21 protein-coding genes are annotated in these 23283 nt (G+C 68.4%); 10 read left to right on the top strand and 11 right to left on the bottom strand.

Annotation, left to right across the window (positions count from 1 at the left end; all coding sequences use genetic code 11):
- Positions 1 to 97: 97 nt before the first annotated feature.
- Positions 98 to 1834, top strand: a complete 1737-nt coding sequence (locus QM806_RS36870; RefSeq protein WP_249344050.1) for an ATP-binding cassette domain-containing protein — start codon at positions 98 to 100, stop codon at positions 1832 to 1834.
- A 38-nt stretch (positions 1835 to 1872) separates the two neighbouring features.
- Here the strand turns inward: QM806_RS36870 and QM806_RS36865 are convergent, their stop codons facing one another.
- A complete protein-coding gene (locus tag QM806_RS36865) occupies positions 1873 to 3465 on the bottom strand; it encodes an HD domain-containing phosphohydrolase (RefSeq protein ID WP_005572693.1) in 1593 nt (530 codons plus the stop codon).
- Positions 3466 to 3918: 453 nt separating this feature from the next.
- Between QM806_RS36865 and QM806_RS36860 the strand changes: the two genes are divergently transcribed.
- From QM806_RS36860 to QM806_RS36845, 4 genes are all read left to right on the top strand, one after another.
- Complete coding sequence (locus tag QM806_RS36860; protein WP_005572694.1) at positions 3919 to 5004, top strand: NAD(P)H-dependent amine dehydrogenase family protein; 1086 nt, start codon at positions 3919 to 3921, stop codon at positions 5002 to 5004.
- 79 nt (positions 5005 to 5083) lie between these two features.
- Positions 5084 to 5440, top strand: coding sequence for an ArsR/SmtB family transcription factor (locus QM806_RS36855; RefSeq protein WP_005572695.1), 357 nt, complete (start codon positions 5084 to 5086; stop codon positions 5438 to 5440).
- Positions 5437 to 5913: an SRPBCC family protein gene (locus tag QM806_RS36850; RefSeq protein WP_283294670.1), complete on the top strand. Its 477-nt coding sequence runs from the start codon at positions 5437 to 5439 to the stop codon at positions 5911 to 5913. The genes QM806_RS36855 and QM806_RS36850 overlap by 4 nt, the downstream gene beginning before the upstream one ends.
- Before the next feature lie 29 nt (positions 5914 to 5942).
- A complete protein-coding gene (locus QM806_RS36845) occupies positions 5943 to 6254 on the top strand; it encodes a dihydrofolate reductase family protein (RefSeq protein ID WP_283294669.1) in 312 nt (103 codons plus the stop codon).
- A 6-nt stretch (positions 6255 to 6260) separates the two neighbouring features.
- Here QM806_RS36845 and QM806_RS36840 read toward each other — a convergent pair whose 3' ends face one another.
- Genes QM806_RS36840 through QM806_RS36825 form a run of 4 tightly spaced genes read right to left on the bottom strand, consistent with a single transcriptional unit; the run spans position 6261 to position 11287 of the window.
- Complete coding sequence (locus tag QM806_RS36840; RefSeq protein WP_182624036.1) at positions 6261 to 8246, bottom strand: 5-oxoprolinase/urea amidolyase family protein; 1986 nt, start codon at positions 8244 to 8246, stop codon at positions 6261 to 6263.
- A complete protein-coding gene (locus QM806_RS36835; RefSeq protein WP_120659197.1) occupies positions 8243 to 8899 on the bottom strand; it encodes an urea amidolyase associated protein UAAP2 in 657 nt (218 codons plus the stop codon). The genes QM806_RS36840 and QM806_RS36835 overlap by 4 nt, the downstream gene beginning before the upstream one ends.
- The gene (locus QM806_RS36830; RefSeq protein ID WP_169695200.1) at positions 8896 to 9741 is read right to left on the bottom strand and encodes an urea amidolyase associated protein UAAP1; all 846 of its coding nucleotides are present in this window, start codon (positions 9739 to 9741) and stop codon (positions 8896 to 8898) included. The genes QM806_RS36835 and QM806_RS36830 overlap by 4 nt, the downstream gene beginning before the upstream one ends.
- Before the next feature lies 1 nt (position 9742).
- Complete coding sequence (locus QM806_RS36825) at positions 9743 to 11287, bottom strand: amino acid permease (RefSeq protein ID WP_120659199.1); 1545 nt, start codon at positions 11285 to 11287, stop codon at positions 9743 to 9745.
- Positions 11288 to 11508: 221 nt separating this feature from the next.
- On the opposite strand from QM806_RS36825, the gene QM806_RS36820 reads away from it, so the two are divergent.
- From QM806_RS36820 to QM806_RS36810, 3 genes are read left to right on the top strand one after another with little or no spacing between them, the layout of a single operon-like run.
- Positions 11509 to 12216: a TetR/AcrR family transcriptional regulator gene (locus QM806_RS36820; RefSeq protein ID WP_120659200.1), complete on the top strand. Its 708-nt coding sequence runs from the start codon at positions 11509 to 11511 to the stop codon at positions 12214 to 12216.
- A gap of 59 nt (positions 12217 to 12275) precedes the next feature.
- The gene (locus QM806_RS36815; RefSeq protein ID WP_265147392.1) at positions 12276 to 12605 is read left to right on the top strand and encodes a type VII secretion target; all 330 of its coding nucleotides are present in this window, start codon (positions 12276 to 12278) and stop codon (positions 12603 to 12605) included.
- On the top strand, positions 12602 to 13996 hold the full coding sequence (locus QM806_RS36810; RefSeq protein WP_265147391.1) for a hypothetical protein: 1395 nt from the start codon (positions 12602 to 12604) through the stop codon (positions 13994 to 13996). The genes QM806_RS36815 and QM806_RS36810 overlap by 4 nt, the downstream gene beginning before the upstream one ends.
- Before the next feature lie 4 nt (positions 13997 to 14000).
- On the opposite strand, the gene QM806_RS36805 is transcribed toward QM806_RS36810, so the two are convergent.
- From QM806_RS36805 to QM806_RS36795, 3 genes are read right to left on the bottom strand one after another with little or no spacing between them, the layout of a single operon-like run.
- Positions 14001 to 14660 carry a hypothetical protein gene (locus QM806_RS36805; protein WP_007298695.1) on the bottom strand — a complete coding sequence of 220 codons (660 nt, stop codon included), beginning with the start codon at positions 14658 to 14660 and terminating at the stop codon, positions 14001 to 14003.
- Positions 14623 to 15894, bottom strand: a complete 1272-nt coding sequence (hisS, locus tag QM806_RS36800; protein WP_005260893.1) for a histidine--tRNA ligase — start codon at positions 15892 to 15894, stop codon at positions 14623 to 14625. The genes QM806_RS36805 and hisS overlap by 38 nt, the downstream gene beginning before the upstream one ends.
- A 15-nt stretch (positions 15895 to 15909) precedes the next feature.
- Positions 15910 to 16590 carry an MBL fold metallo-hydrolase gene (locus tag QM806_RS36795; RefSeq protein ID WP_283294663.1) on the bottom strand — a complete coding sequence of 227 codons (681 nt, stop codon included), beginning with the start codon at positions 16588 to 16590 and terminating at the stop codon, positions 15910 to 15912.
- 181 nt (positions 16591 to 16771) lie between these two features.
- Here QM806_RS36795 and QM806_RS36790 point away from each other — a divergent pair, with 181 nt between their 5' ends.
- Both QM806_RS36790 and QM806_RS36785 read left to right on the top strand, forming a co-directional pair.
- Positions 16772 to 17650 carry a peptidylprolyl isomerase gene (locus QM806_RS36790; protein ID WP_005260891.1) on the top strand — a complete coding sequence of 293 codons (879 nt, stop codon included), beginning with the start codon at positions 16772 to 16774 and terminating at the stop codon, positions 17648 to 17650.
- 21 nt (positions 17651 to 17671) lie between these two features.
- The gene (locus QM806_RS36785; RefSeq protein WP_005566973.1) at positions 17672 to 18466 is read left to right on the top strand and encodes a peptidylprolyl isomerase; all 795 of its coding nucleotides are present in this window, start codon (positions 17672 to 17674) and stop codon (positions 18464 to 18466) included.
- A 70-nt stretch (positions 18467 to 18536) separates the two neighbouring features.
- Here the strand turns inward: QM806_RS36785 and QM806_RS36780 are convergent, their stop codons facing one another.
- From QM806_RS36780 to QM806_RS36770, 3 genes are all read right to left on the bottom strand, one after another.
- Positions 18537 to 20912, bottom strand: a complete 2376-nt coding sequence (locus tag QM806_RS36780) for a RelA/SpoT family protein (RefSeq protein WP_005241006.1) — start codon at positions 20910 to 20912, stop codon at positions 18537 to 18539.
- 103 nt (positions 20913 to 21015) lie between these two features.
- Complete coding sequence (locus tag QM806_RS36775; RefSeq protein ID WP_052023982.1) at positions 21016 to 21549, bottom strand: adenine phosphoribosyltransferase; 534 nt, start codon at positions 21547 to 21549, stop codon at positions 21016 to 21018.
- Complete coding sequence (locus tag QM806_RS36770; protein WP_120659203.1) at positions 21546 to 23282, bottom strand: ABC transporter substrate-binding protein; 1737 nt, start codon at positions 23280 to 23282, stop codon at positions 21546 to 21548. The genes QM806_RS36775 and QM806_RS36770 overlap by 4 nt, the downstream gene beginning before the upstream one ends.
- Position 23283 lies beyond the last annotated feature (1 nt).

Here is a 23283-nt window from a genome sequence, read left to right as displayed (position 1 = left end):
GCTTGCCTCATCGGCTCCGCCTTGGATCGGTTTCGGGAGTCCGATTTGAGGCAAACGCCCCATGCGGCCACGGAACCGGCGGGCCGATGATCAGGGCATGACAAAGCGAGTTCAGGAATCACTGAGATCACCCGACACGACCGCATCGACATTGGAACCACCGACCGTGGGGCGGGTCGATGCAGTCGACGTGAGCCGGCAGGCCGGGGCGCGGCGGATCCTCCACGAGCTGTCGCTGTCGGTCGAACCCGGCGAGTTGGTCGCCATTGCCGGCGGCAGTGGAGCAGGAAAGAGCACGTTGCTGGAAATCCTCGCGGGACTGCAACCACCGTCCGCCGGGCAGGTTCGACACGACGGCGTCGTTCGCGGTGCCCGAGTCAGCGCCGATTCCCGTATCGGCTACGTGCCCCAGGACGACATCATCCACCTCGAAATGCCCCTGCGCCGCACGCTGCGGTATGCGGCGCGGCTCCGGCTGCCCGCGGGCACATCGGCGGCCGAAGCGGACCGGATAGTCGAGGAGACCATGCAGGACCTCGACCTGGCCGATCGGGCCGAGGTGCCGGTCCGTGCGCTGTCCGGCGGCCAGCGCAAGCGGGCCAGTATCGCCGTGGAGCTACTGACCCGGCCACACCTCTTCTTCCTCGACGAACCCACCTCCGGGCTCGACCCGTCCACCGCAGCCGACGTGATGCGCCTGCTGCGCCGACTCAGCCGGCGCGGGGTCACGGTCGTCCTCACGACGCATGAACCGGCCGGCATCGACCGGTGCGACCGGGTGGTGTTCCTGGCTCGCGACGGCCACCTGGCCTTCACCGGCAGCCCGACCGAGGCTCGGCGCTACTTCGGTGTGGAGGATCTCGCCGAGGTGTACGACCGGCTGGCTCGTGAGCACACCCCTCAGATCTGGGCCGAGCGATTCGCGGACAGTGCTGGAACGTCGGAAGCCCCGCCCGGATCGGCGCTACCGTCTGTCCCGCCCATCGCGGCCACCCGATCAGACCTCAACCGCACAGGCATGGTGCGGCAATGGTGGCTACTCACACGACGCAATGTTGATGTCCTCCTTCGCAACCGGTTGACCCTGGCCGTCCTGCTCGGCTCTCCGGTGCTGGTCACGGCGATGATGGCGACGCTGTTCCAGCGCGGCGCGTTCGACCCGCGTAGCGCAGCCGACCTCGGCCCGGCCCAGATCGTGTTCTGGATAGCATTCGCAGGCTTCTTCTTCGGCCTCACGTACGGCCTGCTCCAGATCGTCGGGGAGATGGCCGTCTTCCGGCAGGAACGACTGGCCGGGCTCAGCGTGGGCGCCTACGTGGCATCCAAGGTGACAGCGCTGCTTCCGGTGCTGGCTGGAGTGAGCGCGCTGCTGCTCGGTGTTCTGCGGGCGCTCGGTCGGCTCCCCGCCGTCGGATGGGACGTGTCCGCCTTCCTGTTCGTGACGATTGTGATCGAGGCGACCTCGGCGCTGGCCCTCGGCTTGCTCGCCTCGGCCGCGGTGTCCAACGCCGCGCAGGCCGCCCTCGCCCTGCCGATGCTCTGCTTCCCTCAGGTTCTGTTCGGGGGCGCCATCGTTCCCGTCGACGAGATGGCCATCCCGGGCCGCCTGATGAGCCTCGGCCTATCCAACCGCCACGCATTCGAAGCATTGGGTCGCGACCTGGATCTCGACCGGTACAGCGCCACGCTTCCGGCGATGTCCGCATACGGCGACACCTTCCACGGAGGCACCGGCGCCAGCCTCATCGCGCTCGCCTCGTTTGCCGTCGCCCTCACGCTCGCCACGGTGTGGGTCCTGGACCGGCGGTCCCGGCCCGGCGCATCCCGGCGATGACGACCCCGCACGGCCGGTCCCACCAGATGGCGGATGCGTCACTTCCCCACGGCCGCATTGACCGGGAAGCCCACCAGACCCCGATCGATCGCGGCGAGACTGGCCTGCGTGCGGTTGTTCACCCCGAGCTTGGTGTAGACACGTTCGACGTGGTTGCGTGCCGTTTTCTCGGCGATGAACAGTTCGGCGGCGATCTCTCGGTTCGACCGGCCCTGCGCGACCAGTCGCAGGATCTCGACCTCGCGGTCGGTCAGCCCGGCAGGCCAGGGCGTCCGCCGCGACAGCCGCTGCCCGGCCGCCGACAGCACGGCTGCCACCGACGCGGCGTCGAGGCGTCCGGCGCGCGCCTCCTCTCTCAACCGATCGGCAGCGCCGCGAGGATCGAGCGCCGGCCGGTGTGGACGTGGCTCGAGCAGTCCCTGATAAGCCTCCGCCGCGGCAAGCAGCCGGTCCTGCGCGGTCAGCTCCGCGCCGGCGATCCCCCGGGGAAAGCCGGACCCGTCGATCCGTTCCCGGTGCTTCATCGCGACGGACACCACCGACTCCAAGCCGTTGACTCGGCTCAGTATCCGGCCGGTCAGATCCGGATACATCCGCACCCGTTCCCATTCAGCCGTGGTGAGCGGCCCCTTCTTCTCCCAGATCTGGTTGGACACTCCCATTTTGCCGAGGCTGTGCACGAGGCCGGCACGGTAGAGATGCGTGATGTCCGACGGCGACATGCCCAGGTGGCGGGCCGCCCCGGCCACCAGGTTCGCGACACCACGCGAATGCCCCAGAGTGAACGGAGATTTGAGATCGACGAAATCGGCCATGGCCCTGAGCAACTCGTCGCTCTCGTCGGCCTTCAGGGTTCGATCACGATCGGGTGCTCGAGCCAACGCCGCAACCCAGACGTCTATTTCGAGCAATCCGTCCACGATCGCCGCCGCGTCACGTTCGAATACGTCCGCCACGGCCGGGCTGAACTGACTGCCGCGCCGGGAACGGAGAACGCCCTTCGCGTGCTCGAGCCCACCCGTCCGCAGATGCACCTCGACGACATCTGCAACGTGAGCGATGTGGATCTCGACCGGGATACCCTCTCCGCGACAACCGTTGGGCAACCCCCGGCCGTCCCAGCGCTCGAAGACGTAGGCCAGCGCCTTTCCGACCTGCCCGTCCAAGCCCATCCGATCCGAAAGGACCCCGGCGGAACTGCAATGCGAATGGATCAGTGTGGCAACCTGGCTGCGAGCCGCGACCAGAAGGCCGGCGGCACGGATGCCGCGTTCCCAGCCCGGCAATCCGCGTCCCACGTGACTCATCATCAGGCGCAGAAACGGCAGGCCGGTCATGTCGACCGCGTAAGTGTCGGCCCGGAAGGCAATGTCGTCGCCGAAGAGTGCCGAGAGTTCGTGGGAGTCGGCGTGACAACCGATCCACCCGACCAGATTGGCGTAGTACACGGTAGCTCGCTGTTGCGGGCCGAGTCCCATCCGCTCCGCGATCCGTGTCGCGATCAACGACGACCGAAGCATGTGTTCCATCGGTTGACCCAGACCGAGGTCGATCGCCAGCGATACCGCGGCCAGCAGTTCGGCTCTGCTCAGACCTGTTTCCGAACCGGGCAGCGTCCCGTGCGGGTGCATCTCCCCATTGTCCACCTGAACCTGAACACGGCCACACCTGGAAGCAACCAGAAAAGACAGGTACCCACATCCGCCGAACGACCCATGTGAAAGCGCGCAGGTCAACCCACAATTGTGACCAACCGATACACCGAACCACAGCAAGGAGGCCACCGGACAAAGCTTCCGACCCACAACTTCACTCGCAGTCACGCAGGCAGCACACCCGCGCAAACAGGCAACATGCGCCCCCTTATGAGGGATCAGTGCTGCACCCAAGGACGCACCGCCGACCGGTGCGTGTCGGGGAAAGGCCCGCCCGTGCGAAGCACCCCCCACGGGCGGGCCCACTCCGTGTCTACCGCCTCGGCAAGCCCGAAGCTCACCCTCCAGCCTTTTCGTACAGTTCCAGGGGACCCGATGTTGCCCCATTCGGGCAATGCCCACCTCGCAAACTGGGTAGGGTCCGATTCCATGGCTGACCAGGGGAAGATCCGGACCGTGGTGTGGGGCACCGGGAATGCAGGACGGGCCGCGATCCGCGCGATCGACGCACATCCCGGACTCGAGCTGACGGCGGTGATCGTCGCCAACCCGGAGAAGGTCGGACGCGATGCCGGCGACCTCGCCCGCTTGGGCCGCTCGGTGGGGGTGGCAGCAACCGACGACGCCGATGCCGTGCTCGCGACGTCCCCCGCCGCTGTCGTCTACGCCGCGTCGGGTGACATCCGCCCGGACGGTGCGGCGGCGGACATCACCCGCGCACTCTCCGCCGGGGCCGTCGTCGTGACCCCGTCGATCTATGCGCTCTACGACCAGCGCAACGCGCCGGCCGAGTTGCGCGACCCGATCGAGGCGGCCGCGAAGTCCGGCGGCGGCGCCCTGTTCGTGTCGGGCGTCGATCCGGGATGGGGCAACGACATCCTGCCGATCCTGCTGACAGGCCTGGCCGGCACGATCGATCAGATCCGTTGCCAGGAGATCTTCGACTACACCACGTACGACCAGCACGATTCCGTGCGGTACCTCGTCGGCATGGGCCAGCCGATGGACTACGAACCGCCGATGGTCGCGGCGACGGTACCGACGATGGTGTGGGGCGGCCAGATTCGGCTCATCGCCCGGGCCCTCGGTGTGGAGCTCGACGAGATCCGGGAGACCCTGCTGCGCCGGCCGCTGGACGAGACGATCACCACCGATCTCATGGGCGAGTTCGAGGCCGGCACCCAGGGGGCGCTGCGTTTCGAAGTCCAGGGCATCGTGGACGGCGAGCCTCTGATCGTCATCGAGCACGTCACGCGGATCCACCCCTCGTGCGCCCCGGACTGGCCCGTGCCGCCCGACGGCGGGGACGGCGCTCACAAGGTGATCATCGAGGGACGACCGCGCATCGAGGTGAACGTGGAGGCCACCGACGAGGGCGGCAACCGAGCGGCCGGTGGCAACGCCACCGCGGTGGGGCGCCTGGTCAACGCGATCCCGTGGCTGCGGACAGCCGCGCCGGGGCTCTACGACGCCCTGGACGTCCCGCTCACCCCCGGTCACGGCAAGCTCGGCTGACACCACCCAGAGGGGACACCACCCAGAGGGCCACACTTAGCCCTTGCACTAACCATTGTCGCGGTGGATACTTTGCCTTATGGCTCAGTATCCGGAGCAGCTGAACGGCATCTTCCAAGCGCTCGCCGACCCCACCCGGCGGGCCGTGCTGGGCCGTCTGAGCCGGGGCCCGGCGACGGTCAGCGAATTGGCGAAACCGTTCGACATGGCCCTGCCCTCCTTCATGAAGCACATCCACTTCCTCGAGGACAGCGGATGGATCCGGACGCACAAGGAGGGCCGCGTACGGACGTGCGCGATCGAGAAGGAACCGTTCACGGCCGTCGAGGCGTGGCTCGCGGAGCAACAGGAACTGTGGGAGAGCCGCACCGACCGACTCGAACAATTCGTCACCGAACACACCGTCACGACACCCGCAAAGGACACACCGCGATGACCGACACTGCGAGACCCGATCTCGACCTCACGATTTCGCGCATCATCCGGGCACCCCGTCCGGTCGTGTGGCGCGCCTGGACCGACCCCGCCAGCTTCGAGCAATGGTGGGTCCCCGCGCCGTCGCGGTGCCGGGTCGTCGACATGGAACTACGCCCGGGCGGGGCGTTCACGACCCAGATCAGTGAGAACGGTGGAGAATTCGTGCCGCACATCAGTGGCTGCTTCCTCGCCGTCGACGAACTCGAACGCATCGTGTTCACCAACTCGCTGGTCGGTGGCTGGCGACCCGCCGAACAGCCGTTCATGACCGCGATCATCACGTTGAACGACCATCCGACGGGCACGGAGTACGTCGCCCACGTGATGCACAAGAACAACGCCGACCGCAACACCCACGAGGAAATGGGCTTCTACGACGGTTGGGGCACCGTCACGGAGCAGCTCGCCGAACTGGCCGAGCGACAGGCGTAACGGAGGAGGCCGACAACGAACAGGCCGTCGTGGCCAACGACGACGAGCTGGCGGCGTACCTCGAGGATCTGAAGAGCCGGCCGGGCAAGGACATTCACCTGTCCGGCGGATCGTCCTTCGCGCGATCGGTCCTCGCGCTGGGGCTGGTGGACGAGTTCTACTTCTTCGTCTATCCGGTCTTGTCGCCCGGCGTTCCCTGGTTCTCGGAGATATCCGACCAGCGTGACCTCCGACTAGTGGGCTCCGAGTCGTACGGCAACGGGGTGGTCGAACTGCATTACGTGCCCAGGGAACGCGCGGACGCACCCAGGCCGGACAGCTTGACCGACACGCTCGCGTAACGCGGATCAGCCCACCGTCGCGAACTCCCCTGCCGCGGACCATCGTTGCCGCTCGGCGGCGAACGCGACGGTCTGCTCGGCTCGGAAGTCGCCGATCGATTCGGCGTTCGCCGTGAGAAACTGCTGGTGCTCGGCGAGCGAGAACGTGCCCTCGGTGATCTCGATACCGCCGCCGCGACCAGCTGCGACGTCGGATCGCAGGTCCATCAACTCGTCCGGTTCCACGGGGTACCAGGAGATCCGGTCGAAGAAGCGCAGCAGCCAGGGGGTACCGTCCTCGAACGGGCCCGACTTCTCGGGATGCCGATGGTTCCACACCTGGGTGGTTCGGCCGACGAACTGGTAGCCGCCCGGACCCTCCATTCCGTAGATGCACAGGTATGCCCCGCCGATACCGACCGCGTTCTCCGGCGTCCACGTGCGGGCCGGGTTGTACTTCGTGGTAACCAGCCGATGCCGCGGGTCGAGTGGTGTCGCGACGGGTGCGCCGAGGTAGACGTCACCGAGCCCGAGCACCATGTACTCCGCTCCGAAGACGGTGTCGAAGACGTCGTCGACGCTGCCGAGCCCGTTCATGCGGCGGATGAACTCGATGTTCCACGGGCACCACGGTGCGTCGGAACGGACACCGTGCATGTAACGCTGGATCGCCTCACGCGTCGAGGGGTCGTCCCACGACAGCGGCATCCGCACGGACCGGCTCGGCACCACGAGTTCGTTCGCCGCGGGCAGGGCGTCCTCCGCCTCGCCGAGCATCCCCATGAGCTTCGGGATCGGCAGCACGTCGGGGTCGACCCGGACCTGCAGCGAGCGGATGCCCGGCGTCAGGTCGAGGAGCCCGGCCGGCTTCTCGACCTCGAGACGCTGGTGCAGCGCGTGCGCGCGGGCCCGCAGTGCGAGGTCGAGGGTCATGTCGCCGTACTCGACCAGGACGTTGTCGTCGCCGGACCGCCGGTACGTCACGGCGGTCTCGCCGTCGCGCCGGGCGATCACGCCGTCGTCGCGGTCACCGGTGGTGGAGAAGACCGTCGAGTGCGCCGCCCGCCGTGCGGGCCCCAGCGTCCGGGCGGACGCGGCCCGGTCGGCCTTGATCGGCACGAAACGCACTGTATCGCCGGGGGCCAGTTGTCCGAGCTTCCAGCGTTCCGCGGAGACGACCGTGACAGGGCAGACGAACCCACCGAGGCTCGGTCCGTCCGGGCCCAGGAGGATCGGGGTGTCCCCCGTGAAGTCCAGGGCGCCGACCGAATACGCGTTGTCGTGGATGTTGGACGGATGCAGTCCCGCCTCGCCGCCGTCCGTGCGGGCCCAGTCGGGCTTGGGTCCGATCAGCCGCACCCCGGTGCGGTCCGAGTTGAAGTGCACCTCGTAGTCGGTCCGGTACAGCGTGTCGATGTCGGTGCGGGTGAAGAACTCGGGTGCGCCGTGCGGGCCCTCGGTGACCGCGATCTCCCAGCGACTGCACAGGGCCGGAACGTATTCGGCGGGAACGGCGGCCGCGCGGGCGCCGGTGTGCTCGCCGACCGCGAGAACATCGCCCTGCCGCAGCGTGCGGCCCTGATGTCCGCCGAACTTGCCGAGCGTGAACGTCGAGGCGCTGCCGAGGAAGTCGTCGACGTCGAGTCCGCCCTGGACGAGTACGTAGATGCGGAGACCGGGTCCTGCCACCGCGCCGACGTCCATGACTGCGCCTGCCGGAACCCGCACCGGACGCCACTGCGCCTGCAGCACTCCGTCGACGGTGACCGGGGCGGGCGCGCCCGTCACACACACCACCGTGTCCTCGTCGAACTGCAGTGCGGGACCGGACATGGCGCACTCGATTCCCGCGGCGCCCTCATCGTTGCCGAGTGCGGTGTTGCCGAGCCGGAACGACAGGTCGTCCATCGGCCCCGACGGCGGCACACCGACGTGCCAGTACCCGGTCCGTCCGGGGAAGTCCTGCACCGTGGTAAGCATGCCGGGCCGGTGCACGGTGATCTTGGCGCTCATGCCTGCACTCCCGCCGGCCGGGTCACGATCATCCGCACCGGGGTCGGGTCGAAACCGTTGCAGGGGTTGTTGATCTGCGGGCAATTGGACACCAGTACCAGAACGTCACGCTCCGCGCGGAGTGCCAGACGGCGGCCGGGTGCGGAGAGGCCGTCGACGATTCCGAGCGTGCCGTCGGCGTCGACGGGAACGTTCATGAAGAAGTTGATGTTCGACACCAGGTCCCGCTTGCCGATCCCCCACCGGGATCCTTCGGCGAGGAAGTTCTCGACGCAGGCGTGCTGGTGCTTGGTGTGGTGGCCGTACCGCAGGGTGTTCGACTCCTGCGAGCAGGCGCCGCCCACCGTGTCGTGGGAGCCGACCTCGTCGGCGACGAGCGTCATCAGCGCGTCGTGATCGTCGGTGCGGAGGACACTTCCCGTGGTCAGGAACAGATTTCGCTGCGCCGACACCGTCGTGGCGGCCGAGTAGCGTTGCCGGTGATCGTCGGCCGCATAGATCAGGGTGTCCACGGCCTGGTTGCCGCACAGATCCACGATGGTCAGGACGTCACCGGCCACGACGACGGTGGACCAGGGTCCGCGGGCGCCGACTTCCTCGTCCAGGATCACCGTTCCCGGTACCAGCGGTGCGGTCTCGATGGTGGTGGTCATGCCTGCTCCAGTCCCTGGCGCTGCGCTGCAGCCCAGACGTCTTCGGTGTTGAGGAAGGCGCGTCGGTACTCCGGATCGGCGTCGACGGGCTCGGCCACGTCGGCGCCGGTCCAGGCGAGCACTTCGAGCGCGGTCGTGTCGTACGTCGGGGAAGGATCGAGCGGGTGCGCCGTGTTGGCGATCAGGACGATCACCGGGAGGTGGATCACGAGGTCGATCGCGGTGTCCGCGCCGGCGGATCCGATGCTGCTCAGCGACCCGTCCTCCCCCACCCGCACCCCGTGGAAGAACGACAGCGAGGGTGGGAGGTCGCGCCGCTCGAGTCCGTGCTTCGCCGCCGCCACGGTGAAGAGTTCACGGCCGGCCGGGGACGCCGAATGCAGGTTGCCGTCACCGTATTTCGCGGTGTTCGAGGCGACCGACGTGGTGCCGCACAGGGCGTCGTGCCGCCCGGACCCGTCCGACATGAGCGTCGCGAGCACCCGCCCCTGATCGGAGAGCAGCGGATGTCCCGCCCCCAGGTACGCCTGCCACGGCACCTTGACGGTGTCGGCGACGTTGAGCCGCTCCCACGGCGCGTCCGCCCGGTACAGCAGCAGGTGGGCGCAGGCCCGGCCGTCGAGGTCACGCAGTCGTAGTCGCGTGCCGCGGCCCAGCACCTTCGTGGTGTACCGGCCACCGGGAACCGTCTCCGCCCACGTGAGCTGTGCCGGATCGATGTCGGACGGTGGGGTGGGCCAGGACGACGCCGGGACCACCGGCATCGAGTCGGTGACCGCTCCCGACTGGGCACGCGCGTGTTCCTTCGCGGCACTGGTGGTCGAGGTGTCCACTGAGGTCATGTCAGGCTCCGATCGTGATGGGGTTGGGGGTCGTGCGGCCGCGCGGGAAGCACGCGACTCCGAGCGCGACCACGGCGGCGACGGTGACGGGGGCGGCCCACCGCAGGAGGGGATAGTCGCCGCTGGGGTCGAAGATCTCCGCGCGCGGCCAGGACAGGTTGACGACCATCAGCGCGCCGTAGCCGACGGCCAGGATGTTGACGGGAAGGCCGAACCGTCCGAGCGAGTACAGCTTCCGTCCGTCCGCGTCGACCTGCGGTCCTCCGTGCGGCCAGCCTTTCAACCTGCGCAGCAGGAGCGGCACCGTGACCATCAGGTAGGCGAGGTAGATCAGGATGATGCAGACACTCGAGAGGGTCGCGAAGATGGCGGAGTTCCCGACGTTGACAGCGAGGATGCCGATGCAGACCAGGCCGATCAGGACGGAGGGCGCGATGGGTGTTCCGGTGCGGGTGTTCACCGTCGACAGGATCTGCGAGGCGGGCAGCCGTCCGTCGCGTGCCATCGAGAACACCAGCCTGGACGCCGCCGTCTGGATGGCGAGCGTGCAGACGAACACGGCGATCGCGACGTCGACGAGCAGGAGTGTGCCCCAGGGCGAGCTGAGGATCGACGAGAGCACGTACGGCAGGCCCTCGGCGGCGAGCCGGCCGTCGGTCAGGCTCGGCGCGGCCATCAGGGCACCGATGATCATCAGTCCACCGCCGAGCGCCGACACGGACAGCGCGAGGCGGATCGTGCGCGGCGCCACCCGGCGCGGGTTCCGCGTCTCCTCGGCGAGTTCGCCCGCGGAGCCGAATCCGACCATGACGTAGGCCGCCATCAGACCCGACACGATCCACGCCCATCCGTACCCGGGTGACGCCCCGGCCGTGCCGGTGTCGAACACGACCTCCGGTCCGCGCTGGGCGTGGGTGAGGAACATGCCGATTACCGCAATGACGCCGACGATCTCGCAGGTCACGCCGATGTTGTTGATCCTGGACATCCAGTTGACGCCGATGCAGTTGATGAACGTGGTGAGCACGAGGAGGACGGAGCCCAGCAGCACCGCGTTGGCGGCGCCACTCGCGGACGTCAGCGTGCTGTCCTCACCGATGATCTGGAATCCGCTCCACACGTTGGGGAGCACGACCTGCAGCGCGATGGCCGCGGCGGATGCCGTCACCATCTGCGCGAGGATCATGAACCATCCGGCGAACCAGCCGACCACCTCGCCGCCCATCCGGCGTGACCACTGGTAGATCGCCCCCGAGATGGGGTACCTGGCGGCCAGTTCGGCGAAGTTGAGCGCCACCATGAACTGGCCGACGAACACCACCGGCCACGTCCAGAAGAAGGCGGGTCCGGCGAATCCGAATCCGAGCCCGAAGAGCTGGAAGATGGTGGTGAGGATGGAGACGAACGAGAAGCCGGCGGCGAACGACGCGAACTTACCCAGGGAACGGTGAAGTTGCTGCTCGTAGCCGAATTCGCCGAGGTCGCCCGTGTCGTCGACGCCGGTTCCGCCGGACGGGCGGGGAGGTGCGGCCGGCGCGGTCAGCACTTGCGCAGTCCTTGTGGGTGTACTCAAGGGCTTACTCCTTCGGCGAGAGCAATATCTGTCGCTCGATAGTTTTCTCGCGGAAGGGCCTCGATGGGTGACGCCCGCGTATCCAGATCGCCGCCGGCCGTAACAGCATCGTTGCCTACGTTTCGGGAGCATGACGAAACCCTCACTGCGGGTGGAGACCGTCGATCCCGAGAGCGACCTGACATCATGGAGCGGTGACCACAGGGCCGGGACGACCCCGACTGACCAATCAGCGCAGACCAGGGCAGACCACTCCCGAGGAGATACTCGACGCCGCCGGAGAGTTGTTCACCACCAAGGGTTTCGCGGCCACCTCGACCCGGCAGATCGCCGAGATGGTCGGTATCCGGCAGGCATCGCTCTACCACCACTTCCCCAACAAGGAGGAGATCCTGGTGGCGCTCCTCGAGGAGACGGTGTCCCCCGCGCTCGCCGCGGCGGGGCGGCTCGCCGACGCCGCCGCGCCCGCCACGGTGCGCCTGCACGCGCTGGCCACCTACGACGTCACGCAACTCACCGCCACCAAATGGAACCTCGGTGCGCTGTATCTTCTTCCGGAACTGCTGACCGATCGATTCGAGCCGTTCCGCGCCCAGCGAACCCTGCTGCGCCGGCACTACCGGCAGCTGGCGGACCAGGCCCTCACGGAAATCACCGACGATTCAGGCGACACCTCCCCCGCCCTGACCGACCTGCCGTTCCGAATAGTCGAGAGCGCCATCGCAACCCGCGCCGACATCGAACGCGGACTGCTTCCCAGGCCCGAGAACGAGGGTGCCGCCGGACTCCTCGCCGACGCCTGCCTCCGCGCCCTCGGATGGACGAAGCCGATGGACGAAATCCGGGCGAAGTCGCGGGCACTGCTCGCCGAGACGGCGGGCGGAACACCCCTTCGCCTCTAGCCGTGCACGTCGGGCCCGTGAGATAAAGTCTGGCGAACGCTTATCACTGGGGGGTTATCTTGAGCGATGTCTTTGTCGTCACGGACGGCATCAGGAATTACGGCGCCACCGCTGCGCAGGCCGCCGAACAGATCAGCAGCGCCGCAGCACTCGATCTCGGCGCGAATCTCGCGGCACTCGCGCCCGTGTTCGGCCCGATCGGCGCCGACTTCCTCGCGTCGTTCGCCGCCGCACAGGCAAATCACGCCAGGTCGGTCGCCGAACTCGCGTCTCACTACGCGCAGACCGCGATCGCGGCGCATGCCACCGCCGATTCCTACGACTCCGTCGACGGTGCCAACGGCGCTGCGCTCGGCGGCGTCGGCGACGGAATCGGGGACCTCGCATGACGTCCCCCGAACCCGCCGGGCACCCTGTGGAGCACGGATCGATCCTCGACCTGATCCAGGGAACGCCCGTCGGCGACGCGCTCGCGACGCCACTGCCGAGCACTCCGCTCGAGGCCCTGCAGAACTCTCCGCTCGGCCCGTTCCTCGATGCGCCGCTCGGTGACCTGCCGCCACTACCGGCCCTTCCGCCGCTGCCTCCACTGCCGCCGAACCCGGTGGAGGCGCTGCTGCAGGGTCACGGGCTGCCCGGACTGCCGGGCGTGGACGAGTTGTTCAAGCCGCTCACCGATCTCGCCGGGAGTTTCGGCACCGGCACGTTCGGCCCGTTCGATCCGACCTCCCTCCTCGACATGTCTTCGGGCATGATCGACCAGGCGATGTCGATGAGCATGTCGGGACTGAAGGTGCTCGACCAGATCTGGCAGAGCCAGGCAGCACAGGCGGCGCAGTCACAGGGCCTGCAGGCTCAGTCCAGCGGCACGGAACTGAGCGAACGCGGCACGGAGATCTCCACGACGACGCAGACCGCCGCCGCGTCCGTGGCGCGGGGCAACGCGAACCTCATGACGATTTCGGAGTCGTTCGCGGCCACCGCGGTCGCCGCCGCGCCGATGGTGATGACGCCGCCCGGGCAGGCGATGCTGCTCGCGTCCGCGGCCGAGCACCTCAAGGCTGCTATCGGGGTCGTGACGCAGACGCGCACCGAACTCAACGAACAGACCCTCACGATGAACGGTCTGGCCGCCCCGGTTCCGGTACCGCCGCCCCCGGCGCCCGGAGCCGTGGCGGCAGCCGCACCGACGTCACCATTCGCCATCGCCTCCACCGTGATCGAGGGTGTGGGCAAACCGATGATCTCCACCGTCACCGACAGTGTCGGCGACCTGGTGTCGGCGAGCACCCAGGCGGCGAGCGTCTCCTCGTCGGACCTGCCTGCCGACGCCCGGTCGGCGAAATCCGCGGTCATCCCCGCACACGGGGCAGCGGGCGGAGTTCCGGGTGCTGTGGGCATCGCCGGCGGCGCGGGCATCGGCATGTACGGCGGCGGCGCGGGCGGAAGCGTCTCCGCGGGCAGCGGTTCCGTACCCCGCGGAACGATCACCGGGCCGGTTGTGCCCCCGGCGACACCGGGGACCGCTCCCGCACCCGGCGCCGCTCCGGCCGCCGCCTCGTCCCCTCTCGCACCCGGCGGAGCCATGGGCGGGATGGGCGGGGCGGGGATGGCGGGCGCCGGGCGCGGCGGCGACGACCAGCTGAGCGGGCGGTCCACACCGAGCTACCTCGTCAACGCCGGCGAGAACAACGCGTTCGTCGGCGACCTCCCCATGGTCGCGCCCGCCGTGATCGGCGGCGAAGACCTGGACGACACTCCGTTCGGCGACCAGAGCTGATCGCTCAGTCGAGGAGCGCTGCCACCTCGTGATCGGTGAGCGTGGTGGTGGGCACGCGGCCTTCCGAACGCACCAGTTCCACGGCCCGGAACAGGGGGCGTTCGGGAAGGCCCGCGCCGCGCGCCTCCGCACGGAGCTGCTCGATGAGCACCGACGCGATCGCGGCGGCCGGCACCAGTTCGCTCGTCGTCAGGGCGTCGGCCAGCCTGCGGAGCCCGAGGATCTCGAGTTCACGGCCGCCGTCGGTCGTGTAGAGGGCGAGCGGTATCGCGAGGCTCCCGTCGGGGTCCGTGATCCGCACGCTCACCTCGCTGACCCGAGCCGAACGGACCACCAGTTCCGCCGCGACCGCCCTCGTGACGTCGACGTGCCGGCTACGCAGTCCCCCGGTCGACCGGATTCGCCCGGTCTGCAGTGTGACTCGACGCCGCAACGTGAGGAGCGCGGAGGCGGCGGTCGGGACCGCGATCACGGCCCCGACCGTCACACCGACCCACACGGGCCCGAAGAACCCGACGATGACGCCGACCACCACACCGATCAGCACGGCGATCGCCGCGACCCGCTTGAGTCGCGGCGCGATCAACTCGATCGGAACGAGGTCGAGTGACACCGGCGCGGTGTCGTCACGCGCCAAGGATGGCTCCGACGCGTGCGACGACATCCGCCGAGGAGACCGATTCCTGATCTCCGGTGGCGAGATTCTTGATTCCCACCGTCCCGTCGGCGATGTCGCGGTCGCCGAGCACGAGTGCCAGCGCGGCGCCGGATCGGTCGGCGGCCTTCATCGCGCCCTTCACCCCGCGGTTGCCGTACGCGAGATCGACTCGAATCCCCTGGGCGCGCAACTGCTGAGCGATCACCACCAGCTTCGCCTTCGCTTCCTCGCCCAGCGGGACGCCGAAGACCTCACAGCGGGCGGTCGAGCCTGCGGTCTTGCCCTCGGCAGCGAGCGCCAGGACGGTCCGGTCGACACCGAGCCCGAAACCGATGCCGGACAGCGGCTGACCGCCGAGCTGAGCCATCAGACCGTCGTACCGTCCGCCGCCACCGATACCCGACTGCGCGCCGAGACCGTCGTGGACGAATTCGAACGTCGTCTTCGTGTAGTAGTCGAGGCCGCGGACCATTCGCGGGTTCACCACGTACGGCACACCCAGCGCGTCGAGGTGTGCGAGCACCTCGTCGAAGTGCGCCTTCGCCGTGTCCGAGAGGTGATCGAGCATGAGCGGTGCGTCCGCCGTCATCTCGCGCACCTCCTTGCGCTTGTCGTCGAGCACGCGCAGCGGGTTGATCTCCGCCCGCCGACGCGTCTCCTCGTCGAGGGGAAGCGCGAACAGGAACTCCTGCAACCGTTCCCGGTACTGCGGCCGGCACGTGTCGTCACCGAGGGAGGTGATCTCCAACCGGAACCCGTCGAGGCCGAGGCCGCGGAAACCGGCGTCGGCGATGGCGATGACCTCGGCGTCGAGGGCGGGGTCGTCGACACCGATGGCCTCCACCCCGACCTGCTGCAACTGGCGGTAACGACCGGCCTGCGGGCGCTCGTAACGGAAGAACGGTCCGGCGTAGCTCAGTTTCACCGGCAACTGGCCGCGGTCCAGGCCGTGTTCGATCACGGCCCGCATGACGCCCGCCGTGCCCTCCGGCCGCAGGGTCACCGAACGATCACCGCGGTCGGCGAACGTGTACATCTCCTTGCTGACGACGTCGGTGGACTCGCCGACGCCGCGGGCGAACAACCCGGTGTCCTCGAAGATGGGAAGTTCGATGTGGCCGTATCCGGCCAGTCGCGCAGCGCGCGTGAGTCCGTCACGGACCGCGACGAACTCGGACGACTGCGGCGGGACGTAATCGGGGACGCCCTTGGGGGCGGAGAAGGTGCTGGCTTTGCTCACTGTCGTTACTTTTCCTTATTTCGATCCCGAGAGTCCAACGAGAAAGGGGTTCGACCCACGTTCGGCGCCGACGGTGCTCGACCCGCCGTGCCCGGGCAGGACCGCGGTGTCGTCGGCGAGGATCAGAAGCTTGTCGGCGATGGACTGCAACAACTGTTCGTGATTGCCGCCGGGCAGGTCGCTGCGGCCGATCGACCCCTGGAACAGCGTGTCACCGGTGAGGGCGATCTCGACGGGGCCGTTCTCGGTGGCCACGCGGGTCCGGAAGACCACGGACCCCTGCGTGTGCCCCGGGGTGTGGTCCACAGCGAACGACATCCCGGCCTGCTCGATCACGTCGCCGTCGGCAAGCGCGATCACCTCGCCGGGCTCGACGAACGTCATGCCCTCGATGAACGGCTTCATCGTCGGTCCGATGCCGCGGCCGGGGTCCGACAGCATGTACCGGTCCTCGGGATGGATGTACGCGGGGATACCGAACTTCTCGCAGACGTCGTAGGCGTTCCAGACGTGGTCGAGGTGACCGTGGGTCAGGAGCACCGCGGTCGGCGTGAGATTCGACTGGTCCAGGAACTCGAACAACGGTTCGGCGGCGTTCTGTCCTGGGTCGACGACGACGCATTCCTGGGCATCGTCCTGCGCGAGGATGTAGCAGTTGGTCTGAAACATCCCGGCCGGGAATCCTGTGACGAGCACCTGTGAGGCTCCTGTTCGAGTGGACATTGCAGTCGCTACAGCCTAAGCCGCCGCCCCGGCAGGATGTTCTCAGGTTCGGATGGCAGACTCTGGAGGTCGTGTGCCGGGGGTAGTTCGCACCGACCAACTGCTATATCGATCGACCGACTGCCAGACAGACCGATACGGGAGGACCACCGCAGTGCCGAGCAACGAGCAGCGCCGGGAAGCAGCCAAACGAAAGCTCGAGCGTCAGCTCGAACGCCGCGCCGACAGAGCACGCAAGCGTAAGCAGCTGACCATCGCCGGTTCGGTGCTCGGTGTCGTGCTCGTGGTGGCGGCGGGCGCCGTCGTCTTCGCCCTCACCAGCAGCGACGACGACGCGACGGAAGCGTCGGCGGCCGAGTCGGTGTCGGCGTCGCCGCAGTCGCCCGGTGTGATGCCGGCGGGCCGGTCCGAACCGCTGCCCGAGAAGGTGTCCTGCACGTACACCCCCGGCACTCAGCCGCCGGCGAAGCAGGTGAACCCGCCGCGCACCGACGACATCGACACCACCCTCCAGGAAGTCAGCGTCAGCATGCAGACGACGCAGGGCAACATCGGCCTGATCCTGGACAACGCCGACTCCCCGTGCACCGTCAACAACTTTCTGAGCCTGGCGAGCCAGAACTACTTCGACAACACCCCGTGCCACCGGCTCGTCACGTCCGAGGGACTGAAGGTCCTGCAGTGCGGTGATCCCACGGGCGCAGGCACCGGCGGTCCCGGTTACGGCTTCGCCAACGAATTCCCCACCGACCAGTACGAGGCATCGGATCCGTCCCTGCAGGTGCCGGTGACGTACCCGCGCGGCACCATCGCGATGGCCAACAGCGGTCAGCCCGACAGCAACGGCAGCCAGTTCTTCCTCGTCTACGCCGACTCGCAGCTGCCCCCGCAGTACACCGCGTTCGGGAAGGTCGACGAGACCGGTCTCGCGACCATCGAGAAGGTGGCGGCGGCCGGTGACGACGGATCGATGCAGGCCGGCGGCGGCAAGCCGAACCTGCCTATCGACATCACGTCCGTCCGGATGGACTGAGTCTCGTGTGAGGATGGACCGATGAAACGCACCTCGATCCTCGTCGCAGGCGTGAGCCTCGCGGTCCTCCTCGCCGGCTGTTCGGATTCGTCGGACTCCGGCGGCACGTCGACCGGCACCTCGTCGAAGGCGGCCCCCACGAGCGCGGCGGAACAGTCGCTCGATCTGTCCAAGTTCGGCACGCTGCCGCCGGTCCCGGCGCCGGCCGCGGCCACCGTGGACTGCACGTATCCGGCCGGGCAGCCCGCCGCCAAGGACGTCACCCCGCCGCCCACTTCCGGGGTCTCCACCGAAGGCACCGTCCCGGTCGACCTCCAGACCAGCGCCGGACCGATCGGCCTGGTCCTCGACCGCGCCGAAGCCCCGTGCACGGTCAACAGCTTCACGAGTCTGGCCCAGCAGGGCTACTTCGACGACACACCCTGCCACCGGCTGACCACGGAGCTCGGCCTGCAGGTCCTGCAGTGCGGCGATCCCAGCGGGAAGGGCACCGGCGGACCGGGCTACGGATTCACCACCGAGTACCCGGAGACGGCGTTCGCGCCGAACGATCCGGCACTCGCGAATCCGGTGGTCTACCCGCGCGGCACCGTCGCGATGGCGAACAGCGGGACACCCGGCAGCAACGGCAGCCAGTTCTTCCTCGTCTACGCCGACTCGGTGCTCCCGCCCAACTACACCGTGTTCGGGACGATCTCCGAGGAGGGCCTCGCGACCGTCGAAAAGATCGCGGCGGACGGCGACGACGGATCCATGTCCGCAGGCGGCGGCAAGCCCAACACCCCGGTCCAGATCGAGACCGTGAAGGTCGGCTGACCCTCTCCCCCCGGCTACACGAACGGGACGGTCGTTCGATCAGATCGAACGACCGTCCCGTTCGTCATTGCTACGCGGCGGACGTCACCCGGTACACGTCGTACACGCCCTCGACGTTGCGGACCACGTTCAGCACGTGCCCGAGGTGCTTCGGGTCGCCCATCTCGAACGTGAACTTGCTGATCGCCACCCGGTCGCCGGACGTCGTCACGGACGCCGACAGGATGTTGACCTTCTCGTCCGCGAGCGCCTTCGTCACGTCCGACAGCAGCCGGTGCCGATCGAGCGCCTCGATCTGGATGGCCACCAGGAACACCGACGACGGCGACGGCGCCCACTTGACCTCGATGATGCGCTCGGACTGCTCCTGCAGAGAGCCCGCGTTGGTGCAGTCGGTGCGGTGAACACTGACCGCGCCGCCCCGGGTCACGAAACCCATGATCTCGTCGCCGGGAACCGGTGTGCAGCACTTGGCCAGCTTGGCGACCGTGCCCTCCGCGCCGGGAACGAGCACGCCCGCGTCGCCGGTGCTCCGAGGGCGCATCGGCATCGTGGACGGAGTCGACCGCTCGGCCAGCTCCTCCTCGACGTCGCCGACACCGCCCAGGTGAGCCACCAGACGCTGGACGACGTGCTGCGCCGACACGTGGCTCTCACCGACGGCCGTGTACAGCATCGACACGTCGGTGTAGTGCAGTTCGTGCGCGATGGACGCCATCGATTCGGCGTTCATCAGGCGCTGCAGCGGCAGCCCGACCCGCCGCACCTCCTTCGCGATGGCGTCCTTGCCCGCCTCGAGCGCCTCTTCACGACGTTCCTTGGCGAACCATTGCCGGATCTTCGTCTTGGCGCGCGGGGAGACGACGAACGTCTGCCAGTCGCGGCTCGGGCCTGCGTTGACGGCCTTCGACGTGAAGACCTCCACGACCTCGCCGTTCTCGAGCTTGCGTTCGAGCGCCACCAGCCTGCCGTTGACCCGGGCGCCGATACACCGGTGCCCGACCTCCGTGTGCACTGCGTACGCGAAGTCGACGGGTGTCGACCCGGCGGGCAGCGTCACCACGTCGCCCTTGGGGGTGAAGACGAAGATCTCCTTGACCGCCAGGTCGTAGCGGAGCGACTCGAGGAACTCACCCGGGTCGGCGGCCTCACGCTGCCAGTCGAGGAGCTGACGCATCCACGCCATGTCGTCGACCTCGGCGACGTCACCGGAGTGCCTGCCCTTGGTCTCCTTGTACCGCCAGTGCGCGGCGATACCGAACTCGGCGGTCCGGTGCATGTCGTGGGTGCGGATCTGCACCTCGAGGGGTTTGCCCTCCGGCCCGACCACGGTGGTGTGCAGCGACTGGTAGACGCCGTACCGCGGCTGCGCGATGTAGTCCTTGAACCGGCCCGCCATCGGCTGCCACAGCGAATGGACGACGCCGACGGCCGCATAGCAGTCGCGGACCTCGTCGCACAGGATTCGCACGCCGACAAGGTCGTGGATGTCGTCGAAGTCGCGGCCCTTGACGATCATCTTCTGGTAGATCGACCAGTAGTGCTTGGGCCTGCCCTCGACGACGGCGTTGATGCGCGACGCCGTCAACGTCGCGTTGATCTCCGCGCGAACCTTCGCGAGGTAGGTGTCGCGGGACGGCGCACGGTCTGCGACGAGCCGCACGATCTCGTCGTACTTCTTGGGATGCAGGATCGCGAAGGACAGGTCCTCGAGTTCCCACTTCACGGTCGCCATGCCCAGCCGGTGGGCCAGGGGCGCGATCACCTCGAGCGTTTCGCGGGCCTTGCGGGCCTGCTTCTCGGGCGGCAGGAACCGCATGGTCCGCATGTTGTGGAGCCGGTCGGCCACCTTGATCACCAGCACGCGGGGGTCGCGGGCCATCGCGATGATCATCTTGCGGATGGTCTCGCCCTCGGCGGCGTTGCCGAGTACCACCTTGTCGAGTTTGGTGACGCCGTCGACGAGGTGGGCGACCTCTTCGCCGAACTCGTCGGTCAACTGCTCGAGGGAGTAGCCGGTGTCTTCGACGGTGTCGTGGAGCAGGGCCGCGACCAGCGTGGTCGTGTCCATCCCCAGTTCGGCGAGGATGCTGGCGACGGCGAGCGGATGCGTGATGTACGGGTCGCCCGACTTGCGGCGCTGGCTGGCGTGCCGCTCCTCCGCGACGTCGTAGGCGCGTTGCAGGAGCGCCAGGTCCGCCTTCGGATAGAGCTCGCGATGCAGGCTGACGAGCGGTTCGAGAACCGGCCGGATGGTCGTGTTCCGCTGACCCGTGATGCGCCGGGCGAGTCGCGCTCGTACCCGGCGCGATGCGGACGCCGGAACGGCGAATCCCTGTGCTCCACGGTTGTTACCGGAAGCCGGGTTCGCTGCAGGTGACTCGGCATCGGATTGCGCAGACGAGGTTGATCCCGTGTTCTGCGACCGATCAAGATTCGAAGTCATGCCGTCACCTCCTACCACTGAAATGGCTCGGGCCGTGCGGCCCTGGTTGGTCTCGGGCATGCGCCCCGGTGGCCGTGACGACCACCAGGCACAACTTTAGTACTCAGATCGTGACGAGGGACGTGAGCGGGTACTTTCCGAGCCGCTCCCGGCCACCCAGCGCGGCGATCTCCAGGACCACGGCGACACCGATCACCCGGGCACCTGCGGATTCCACCAGTCGTGCCGTGGCGTCGAGGGTTCCGCCGGTGGCCAGGACGTCGTCGACGACGAGCACCGAGCGCCCGTCCAGACCGATCGATCCGCTCGGAATCTCCAGCGTGGCCGTTCCGTATTCGAGGGTGTACGACTGCGACAGCACGGGCGGCGGCAGTTTGCCCGACTTCCGCACGGCCACCACACCGGAGCCCAGTTCCCGGGCGACGCCGCCGCCGAGGAGGAACCCCCGCGCGTCGACGGCGGCAATCACGTCCGCCTCCGGGGCGCAGGCGGCGAGCGCGTCGACGACGACGCGGAAACCGTCCGCGTCGGAGAAGACCGGCGTCAGATCGGCGAACCGCACCCCGGGTTGCGGAAAGTCGTCGGCCCACCGGGTGAGCCGGTTTACGGCGTCACGCGCCGAAGAATGGTCGATCACCTGCGCAGAACCCACCTGTCCATGTTCCAGCCGGCGCCCGAACGCGTCGGATTGATTGCTCCCGCCTGCAAACCTGTTGCGAACGCGACGGTCCGCGGCTGGTCGAACAGCGGCACCGTGGGCACGTCCGACCACAGGATGTTCTCCGCCTCCGTCGACAACGACAGCTGGGTGGCGGTGGAGCTGTCGACCGCGAGTTGATCGACGATCTGATCGACGCGGCCGTTGCTGTAGTCCCCGAAGTTCGATCGGATACCGCTGCGGAGGGCGTACATCGCGGTCGTGGCCGCCGCCGTGCCCGCGGCGCCGGGAGCGGCGGCCGTGCCAGCGAGGACCACGTCCACCTGCCCCTCGCGCAGCATCGACGGCGTGAACTCGGGCGACGCGACGTCCTGCACGGTGATACCGGCCGGGGCACACGCCGCTGCCACCGCCGCCACGATCTCGGCGCGACGCGGGTTCGGACCCAGGTATCCGACACGGACGGTCGCCGACGTGTTGCCGGTGTCGGCCAGTGCATCCGCCGCCGCTGCGGTGTCCGCCGTCTCGTACCGCCCGCCGACGGCACCGGCCACCGACTCGTGAACAAGACTGTCGGGGGCGGTGACCCGGGTGTCGACCGGGCCCCCGGACGCCGCGCCTGCCTCGTCCGGCTCCGTGGCGATCCCGAACTTCGACGCCAGCTCCTCCCGGGGCAGGCACGCCGCGAACGCCCGCCGTCCGGCCGCGTTCTCGAACAGGCCCGAGGTGGACAGGACGAACTGCTCGACGCTGCGCGACGGCACCTCCGTCACGTCGAACCCGCCGAGACCCAGGTCCGGTGCCGATCCGGCGGCGACGTCGACCACCTCGACCGAACCGTCACCGATCCGCGCACTCACGTCGGAAGACTTGGGCCACACCACGATCCGGGACGTGGCCGGACGGTTCCCCCACCAGCGGTCGTTGGCCACCAGCACGAGGCCCTCATCCTCGGAGAACGATTCGACCTTGTAGGGGCCGGACGCGGGGAACTTGGCGAGGTCGAGGTCGCCGGGCGCCATCGTCCATCCGTCGTTCCAGAAGTCCGCGACGCGCGTCAATGCGTCCGCGTCCGAATTCTGCACGGCGGCCACGATGTCGGGCACGCCGGCAGCACTGGCGACCACGTGCGCCGGCATCATCGACGTCGCGTCGAACAGCGACTTCCAGTCGGTGACAGTGCGTCCCGCCTTGAACGTGACGACGGCATCCTTCGCGCCCGTCTGGCAGTCGACCCGGTCGATGTCCGAGTAGCCGGCGGTGCTCGCCGCATCGAACATCGGGAAACGGCCACTGTTCGCCGCCCACGTCAGCACCAGATCGTCGCAGGACATCGGTACGCCGTCGGAGTAGACGGAGTTCGGATTGAGCTTGTACTGGATCGTCAGGGCGTCCCCGGGCATCGCGTTGGCTGTGCCGATGTCCGTGTCGGCCACCGGTCCGCCTTCCGGGCCCGTGTAGTTGAACCCGGGCAGAACCCGCGCGAACGCCTGACGCGCCCCCGACACCGCACCCGCGACGCTGTTGGCGTTGTAGGTGGTGACGGTGTTGTCGATGGCGTACCCGATAGACGGGATCTGCTCACCCTCCTCGGAACATCCGACGAGCGATCCGGCGAGGACCACGGTCGCGAGGAGGCCGGCACCCGACACGGCCGTAATCCGGCCGCGTCGGGTGTGCGCACCGCGCCGGGTGCTGTGCGATGCGGGCATG

The sequence above is a fragment of the Rhodococcus sp. IEGM 1351 genome (assembly GCF_030056875.1).
GTDB classification, from domain to species: Bacteria; Actinomycetota; Actinomycetes; order Mycobacteriales; family Mycobacteriaceae; genus Rhodococcus_F; species Rhodococcus_F opacus.
Note: the sequence above shows the minus strand (reverse complement) of the source record. Positions and strands in the feature narration are given on the sequence as shown.